A 6,601-nucleotide genomic window follows, 5' to 3' on the forward strand; every position below is an offset into this window, starting at 1 on the left:
CCTTACTTGCGGCCTTTACGCTGCTGCTTTTTAGGTTGAGCGGCTGGTTTTTCCGCCTGTTCAACCGCAGCCATACCACCCAGGATCTCACCTTTGAAGATCCATACCTTAACGCCGAGCACACCATAAGTAGTATGTGCTTCTGAGGTATTGTAGTCGATATCTGCACGCAGAGTGTGCAGAGGTACACGACCTTCACGATACCATTCAGTACGAGCGATTTCAGCGCCGCCTAAACGACCACTTACTTCCACTTTAATACCTTTAGCGCCTAAACGCATTGCGTTCTGTACCGCACGCTTCATAGCACGACGGAACATAACACGACGTTCCAGCTGTGAAGTGATGCTGTCAGCAACTAATTTTGCGTCCAGTTCAGGTTTACGTACTTCGGCGATATTAATTTGCGCAGGAACGCCAGCGATATCCGCTACGTTTTTACGCAGTTTTTCTACATCTTCACCTTTTTTACCGATAACGATACCTGGGCGAGCAGTGTGAATAGTCACACGGATGCTTTTCGCAGGACGTTCGATAACGATACGAGATACAGATGCTTTTGCCAGTTCTTTAGTTAAGTACTGGCGCACTTTAAAATCGCTGTCTAGGTTGTCAGCGAATTCATTGGTACCCGCATACCATGTGGAATTCCAAGGCTTGACAATGCCAAGGCGGATACCATTAGGATGTACTTTTTGACCCATTGCTAGTCTCCAGAGTCTCAGCGATCGGACACAACCACAGTGATGTGGCTGGTGCGCTTCAGAATACGATCTGCACGGCCTTTTGCACGAGGCATAATGCGCTTCATAGAAGGACCTTCGTCAACAAAGATCTTAGCTACTTTCAGATCATCAATGTCAGCGCCATCGTTGTGTTCTGCATTAGCAATAGCAGACTCGAGTACTTTCTTCACTAAACCAGCAGCTTTCTTGTTGGTATAGGTCAGAGTTTCCAGAGCTTGCGACACTTTCTTACCGCGAATCAGGTCTGCCACCAGGCGAACCTTCTGAGCAGAAGAACGAGCGTGGCGATGTATAGCGATAGTTTCCATCTCTTCCTCCTACCTTATTTCTTCTTAGCCTTTTTATCGGCTGCATGACCGCGATAAGTACGGGTCGGCGCGAATTCACCCAGTTTGTGACCAACCATTTCGTCGGAAACGTAAACTGGAACATGCTGACGACCATTATGGACAGCGATGGTCAAACCGATCATGTTAGGAAAGATCGTTGAACGACGGGACCAAGTCTTAACAGGCTTTTTGTCACCGCTTTCCACCGCTTTCTCTACCTTCTTCAGCAAGTGCAGGTCAATAAATGGACCTTTCTTGAGAGAACGTGGCATGGCTTATCCTCTAATTATTTCTTAGTACGACGATGAACGATAAAGTGTTCAGTGCGTTTGTTTTTACGAGTCTTCTTACCTTTGGTTTGAACGCCCCAAGGTGTTACTGGGTGTTTACCAAAGTTACGACCTTCACCACCACCGTGTGGGTGGTCTACTGGGTTCATCGCAGTACCGCGAACGGTAGGACGAATACCACGCCAGCGACTTGCACCAGCTTTACCCAGAACGCGTAACATGTGCTCAGAGTTACCTACTTCACCGATAGTTGCACGGCAATCAGAAGGGATCTTACGCATTTCACCAGAACGCAGACGAATAGTGACATAAGCACCATCACGCGCAACGATTTGAACGTAAGTACCAGCTGAACGAGCTAACTGACCACCTTTACCTGGTTTCATTTCTACGTTATGAACGGTAGAACCAACCGGGATATTACGCATTGGTAAGGTGTTACCCGTTTTGATAGCAGCATCAACGCCAGATTGAACTTTATCACCCGCTTTCAGGCCTTTTGGAGCCAGGATGTAGCGGCGTTCACCATCAGCATACAGCACTAAAGCGATGTTAGCTGAACGGTTTGGATCATATTCCAGACGTTCTACTGTCGCAGGGATACCATCTTTGTTGCGTTTAAAGTCAACAATACGGTAAGCCTGTTTGTGACCACCACCGATATGACGGGTAGTGATACGACCATTGTTGTTACGACCACCGGATTTGCTGTTCTTTTCCAGCAATGGCGCATAAGGTTTCCCTTTATGCAGCTCTGGGTTTACCACTTTAACTACGTGGCGACGGCCCGGAGACGTAGGTTTACATTTAACAATTGCCATTGTTCTTTACTCCTCCGACTTACTCAGCGCCGCCGACGAAGTCCAGATTCTGGCCTTCCTTCAGGGTGACGTAAGCTTTTTTCCAGTCGCTACGACGACCAATACGCTGACCGTGACGTTTCACTTTGCCTTTCATCAGCAGAGTGTTAACACTTTCAACTTCGACTTCAAACAGTTTTTGTACAGCTGCTTTAATCTCTGCTTTGGTCGCGTCTTTAGCAACTTTGAGAACGATGGTGTTTGATTTTTCCATCGCGATAGAAGCTTTTTCAGATACATGCGGCGCGCGCAGTACTTTCAGCAGACGTTCTTCACGGATCATGCCAGCATCTCCTCAACTTGCTTCACAGCGTCAGCAGTCATGACGACTTTGTCGAAGGCGATTAAGCTAACTGGATCGATTGTTGCTGCATCACGAACGTCTACTTTGTATAAGTTACGTGCTGCTAAGTACAGATTCTCATCAACTTCTGCTGTGACAATCAGTACATCTTCCAGAGCCATATCTTTCAGTTTCTGTGCTAAAAGCTTAGTTTTAGGCGCTTCAACAGAGAACTTCTCTACGACGATCAGACGATCTTGACGTACCAGTTCTGACAGAATGCTCTTCAGAGCACCGCGGTACATCTTTTTGTTTACTTTTTGACTGTGGTCCTGTGGTTTAGCTGCGAAGCTAACACCACCAGAGCGCCAAATTGGGCTCTTGATTGAACCTGAACGTGCACGACCTGTACCTTTCTGGCGCCATGGCTTTTTGCCTGAACCAGAAACTTCAGCACGAGTTTTCTGAGCACGAGTACCTTGACGAGCACCAGCAGCGTATGCAACGACTACTTGATGCACAAGCGCTTCGTTAAAGTCACGCCCGAAGGTAGTTTCGGAAACAGTCAGCGCGCCTTGCGCGTCTTTCATTACCAATTCCATTCCTATCTCCTCGACGTTACGCCTTGACAGCTGGTTTAACGATCAGGTCACTGCCAGTTGCACCTGGGACAGCACCTTTGACCAGCAGCAGGTTGCGCTCAGCGTCAACACGTACTACTTCCAGGCTCTGAACGGTAACTTGTTCGTTACCCAGTTGACCTGCCATTTTCTTGCCTTTAAATACACGACCCGGAGTCTGGTTCTGACCGATAGAACCCGGAACGCGGTGAGACAAGGAGTTACCGTGGGTAGCATCTTGAGTACGGAAGTTCCAGCGCTTTACAGTACCAGCAAAACCTTTACCTTTAGATGTTCCAGTAACGTCGACTTTTTTAACGTCAGCGAAAATTTCTACACTAATGCTTTGACCTACAGTGTATTCTTCGCCTTCGTTCAGACGGAATTCACGCAGTAAGCGGCCAGCTTCAACGCCAGCTTTAGCAAAATGACCTGCTTCAGGTTTCAGTACACGGTTCGCTTTTTTGCTACCTGTAGTCACCTGAATTGCACGATAACCGTCTTTCTCTAGATCTTTGACCTGAGTAACACGGTTGTTTTCAATTTCGATAACGGTTACAGGGATTGAAACGCCATCTTCAGTGAAGATACGAGTCATTCCTACTTTTTTACCGACTAAACCAATCATTGTTTCAACCTCTCAATCGCTTGATGACCTGATTAACCTAGGCTGATCTGCACGTCTACGCCGGCAGCCAGATCCAGACGCATCAGAGCATCAACGGTTTTCTCGGTTGGCTCAACGATGTCAACCAGACGTTTGTGAGTGCGAATTTCATACTGATCACGCGCATCTTTATTAACGTGCGGAGAAATCAACACTGTGAAACGCTCTTTGCGAGTCGGCAGTGGGATTGGACCACGAACTTGCGCACCTGTGCGCTTAGCAGTCTCTACGATTTCCGCAGTTGATTGATCAATCAGACGATGATCAAAAGCTTTCAGGCGGATACGGATTCTTTGGTTCTGCATGAGACCAGAGCTCCAACTATTTTTTATAAACGTAAATGATTACTACTCGTACCCATTTCGATTGATGAGAGAGTGTAATCGTTCTGCATATAACTCCCCAATCGGGAGTATTATATTAATGCAATAAAAAAATCTGCATTAGCTGATAAATCAGCCCCACTAAATCAGTGAGCCTGCGCATTATACTTACCTGAGAGATGAAATCAAGCCAAGAATAAAAAAACAGCGATAAAAATTATCTAGCCACAGCAAATTGAACTTAAAAAAATAAAAAACAAAGGCAACAATAGCGTTACCTTTGCTTTTATAAATTCGATAGATAGCAATAAAGAAAGATTAGTACTTCTTTTTTGCTAAAAGATGAGATCACTCTTCAATCATTTGCGCTTGAAGATAGTTTTGTAGTCCGATACGTTCAATAAGCTCCAGTTGGGTTTCAATCCAATCGATATGCCCTTCTTCATCCGTTAAGATTTCTAGCATCAGATCTCTGCTCACATAATCATGAATTGAATCAGCATAAGCGATAGCTTCACGTAAATCTTTTGCTCCCCCTAATTCGAGTTCAAGATCTGAACGCAACATCTCTTCAACATCTTCACCGATATTGAGTTTTCCTAAATCTTGTAAGTTAGGGATACCTTCTAAAAATAAAATACGCTCAATATATTTATCAGCATGTTTCATTTCATCAATAGACTCATGGTATTCCATCGCATTAAGGCGAGTAAATCCCCAATTTTTAAACATACGGGCATGCAAGAAATACTGATTAATTGCAACAAGTTCACCACCTAATAATTTATTAAGGTGGGCTATCATTTTTTTATCACCTTTCATTTTTATGCTCCTTTGCTTCCAGTCTTTTTAGTGTAGACCTTTTATACAAAGTAGAGAGAAAGGAATATTAAAAACTGTTATGCAACTTCAGAAATTTGAGGATAAAGGAGGTGTTGTTCATCATCTATAAGTTGACGAGCTTGACGTATACATTTACCACAACAACTGCCTACAGGTAGGATTTGACGCAATTGATTGATTGTTCGAATTTGATGTTTATGAACAGTAGAGATAATTTTTTTATCACTCACACCATGACACAGACAGACATACATAATAACGACCTCATTAACTACCTATCAAGATAGTAAATGATAATCATTGTTATTTCAATTTCTATTTATCGTACAGATCTATCTAAGTGTGCTGATGATAATAAAAAATGAATAATGGCAATAAGCTAGTTACTGTTAATAGTGGTATAAACTAAAAAAGGGCATCATCAGATGCCCTTTTCAAAAATAATAAAGCTAGGAATTAACCTAATACTTTAGCAACAACACCCGCACCTACTGTACGGCCACCTTCACGGATTGCGAAGCGTAAACCTTCGTCCATTGCGATTGGGTGGATCAGTTCAACGATCATGTTCACGTTGTCGCCTGGCATTACCATTTCTACGCCTTCTGGTAATTCGATAGTACCAGTTACGTCAGTTGTACGGAAGTAGAACTGTGGACGGTAGCCTTTGAAGAATGGAGTGTGACGACCACCTTCATCTTTGCTCAGAATATAAACTTCTGATTCAAATTTGTTGTGTGGGTTGATTGAGCCTGGTTTCGCCAGTACTTGTCCACGTTCGATTTCTTCACGTTTTGTACCACGCAGTAGAACACCTACGTTCTCACCTGCACGACCTTCGTCAAGTAATTTACGGAACATTTCAACGCCAGTACAAGTTGTTTTTGCGGTTTCTTTGATACCAACAATCTCAACTTCATCACCTACTTTGATGATACCACGCTCTACACGACCAGTAACTACTGTACCACGGCCTGAGATTGAGAATACATCTTCGATTGGTAACAGGAATGGTTTGTCAATTGCACGCTCTGGCTCTGGGATATAAGAATCCAGTGCTTCTGCTAATTCAACAATTTTTGCTTCCCACTCTGCTTCGCCTTCCAGTGCTTTCAGCGCTGAACCACGGATTACTGGAGTGTCATCACCTGGGAAATCGTATTGAGACAGAAGTTCACGAACTTCCATTTCAACTAATTCTAACAGCTCTTCATCATCTACCATGTCACATTTGTTCAGGAATACGATGATGTAAGGAACACCAACCTGACGACCTAACAGGATGTGCTCACGAGTTTGTGGCATTGGACCATCAGTTGCTGCTACTACCAGAATAGCTCCGTCCATTTGCGCAGCACCAGTGATCATGTTTTTAACATAGTCGGCGTGACCTGGGCAGTCTACGTGTGCGTAGTGGCGAGTTGGAGTATCGTATTCTACGTGTGAAGTAGAGATGGTGATACCACGCGCTTTTTCTTCTGGCGCATTATCGATTTGGTCGAATGCACGAGCAGCACCACCGTAAGTTTTAGCTAAAACTGTAGTGATTGCAGCAGTCAGAGTTGTTTTACCGTGGTCAACGTGGCCGATAGTACCAACGTTAACGTGCGGTTTTGAACGTTCAAATTTTTCTTTAGACA

General features: G+C 44.3%; 11 protein-coding genes. All 11 read right to left on the reverse strand.

Annotated elements, in window-relative coordinates; genetic code table 11:
• Positions 1–2 precede the first annotated feature (2 nt).
• Positions 3–704 (reverse strand): 30S ribosomal protein S3, encoded by a 702-nt coding sequence (rpsC, locus tag GWI58_RS02395; RefSeq protein ID WP_004246958.1) that lies wholly within the window; start codon positions 702–704, stop codon positions 3–5.
• A 17-nt stretch (positions 705–721) separates the two neighbouring features.
• Entirely contained in the window at positions 722–1,054 is a 333-nt protein-coding gene (gene rplV, locus GWI58_RS02400; RefSeq protein ID WP_004246959.1) for a 50S ribosomal protein L22, read from the reverse strand.
• A 14-nt stretch (positions 1,055–1,068) separates the two neighbouring features.
• Positions 1,069–1,347, reverse strand: a complete 279-nt coding sequence (gene rpsS / locus GWI58_RS02405) for a 30S ribosomal protein S19 (protein ID WP_004246960.1) — start codon at positions 1,345–1,347, stop codon at positions 1,069–1,071.
• Between the two features lie 14 nt (positions 1,348–1,361).
• On the reverse strand, positions 1,362–2,186 hold the full coding sequence (gene rplB, locus GWI58_RS02410; protein WP_004246961.1) for a 50S ribosomal protein L2: 825 nt from the start codon (positions 2,184–2,186) through the stop codon (positions 1,362–1,364).
• A 19-nt stretch (positions 2,187–2,205) separates the two neighbouring features.
• Entirely contained in the window at positions 2,206–2,508 is a 303-nt protein-coding gene (gene rplW / locus GWI58_RS02415) for a 50S ribosomal protein L23 (protein ID WP_004246962.1), read from the reverse strand.
• Positions 2,505–3,110 carry a 50S ribosomal protein L4 gene (gene rplD, locus GWI58_RS02420; RefSeq protein WP_004246964.1) on the reverse strand — a complete coding sequence of 202 codons (606 nt, stop codon included), beginning with the start codon at positions 3,108–3,110 and terminating at the stop codon, positions 2,505–2,507. Before rplD ends, rplW begins: the two co-directional genes overlap by 4 nt.
• A 16-nt stretch (positions 3,111–3,126) precedes the next feature.
• Positions 3,127–3,756, reverse strand: coding sequence for a 50S ribosomal protein L3 (gene rplC / locus GWI58_RS02425; protein ID WP_004246966.1), 630 nt, complete (start codon positions 3,754–3,756; stop codon positions 3,127–3,129).
• Positions 3,757–3,788: 32 nt separating this feature from the next.
• Entirely contained in the window at positions 3,789–4,100 is a 312-nt protein-coding gene (rpsJ, locus tag GWI58_RS02430) for a 30S ribosomal protein S10 (protein ID WP_001181005.1), read from the reverse strand.
• Positions 4,101–4,466: 366 nt separating this feature from the next.
• Positions 4,467–4,940 carry a bacterioferritin gene (gene bfr / locus GWI58_RS02435; protein ID WP_004246967.1) on the reverse strand — a complete coding sequence of 158 codons (474 nt, stop codon included), beginning with the start codon at positions 4,938–4,940 and terminating at the stop codon, positions 4,467–4,469.
• A gap of 77 nt (positions 4,941–5,017) precedes the next feature.
• Positions 5,018–5,215 (reverse strand): bacterioferritin-associated ferredoxin, encoded by a 198-nt coding sequence (gene bfd / locus GWI58_RS02440; RefSeq protein ID WP_004246968.1) that lies wholly within the window; start codon positions 5,213–5,215, stop codon positions 5,018–5,020.
• A 202-nt stretch (positions 5,216–5,417) separates the two neighbouring features.
• Positions 5,418–6,601 (reverse strand): elongation factor Tu (tuf, locus tag GWI58_RS02445; protein ID WP_017627866.1); only part of this gene is annotated, 1,184 nt, incomplete at its 5' end.

Origin of the sequence: Proteus sp. G2674, assembly GCF_009915195.1 — a bacterium.
Lineage (GTDB): Bacteria > Pseudomonadota > Gammaproteobacteria > Enterobacterales > Enterobacteriaceae > Proteus > Proteus mirabilis.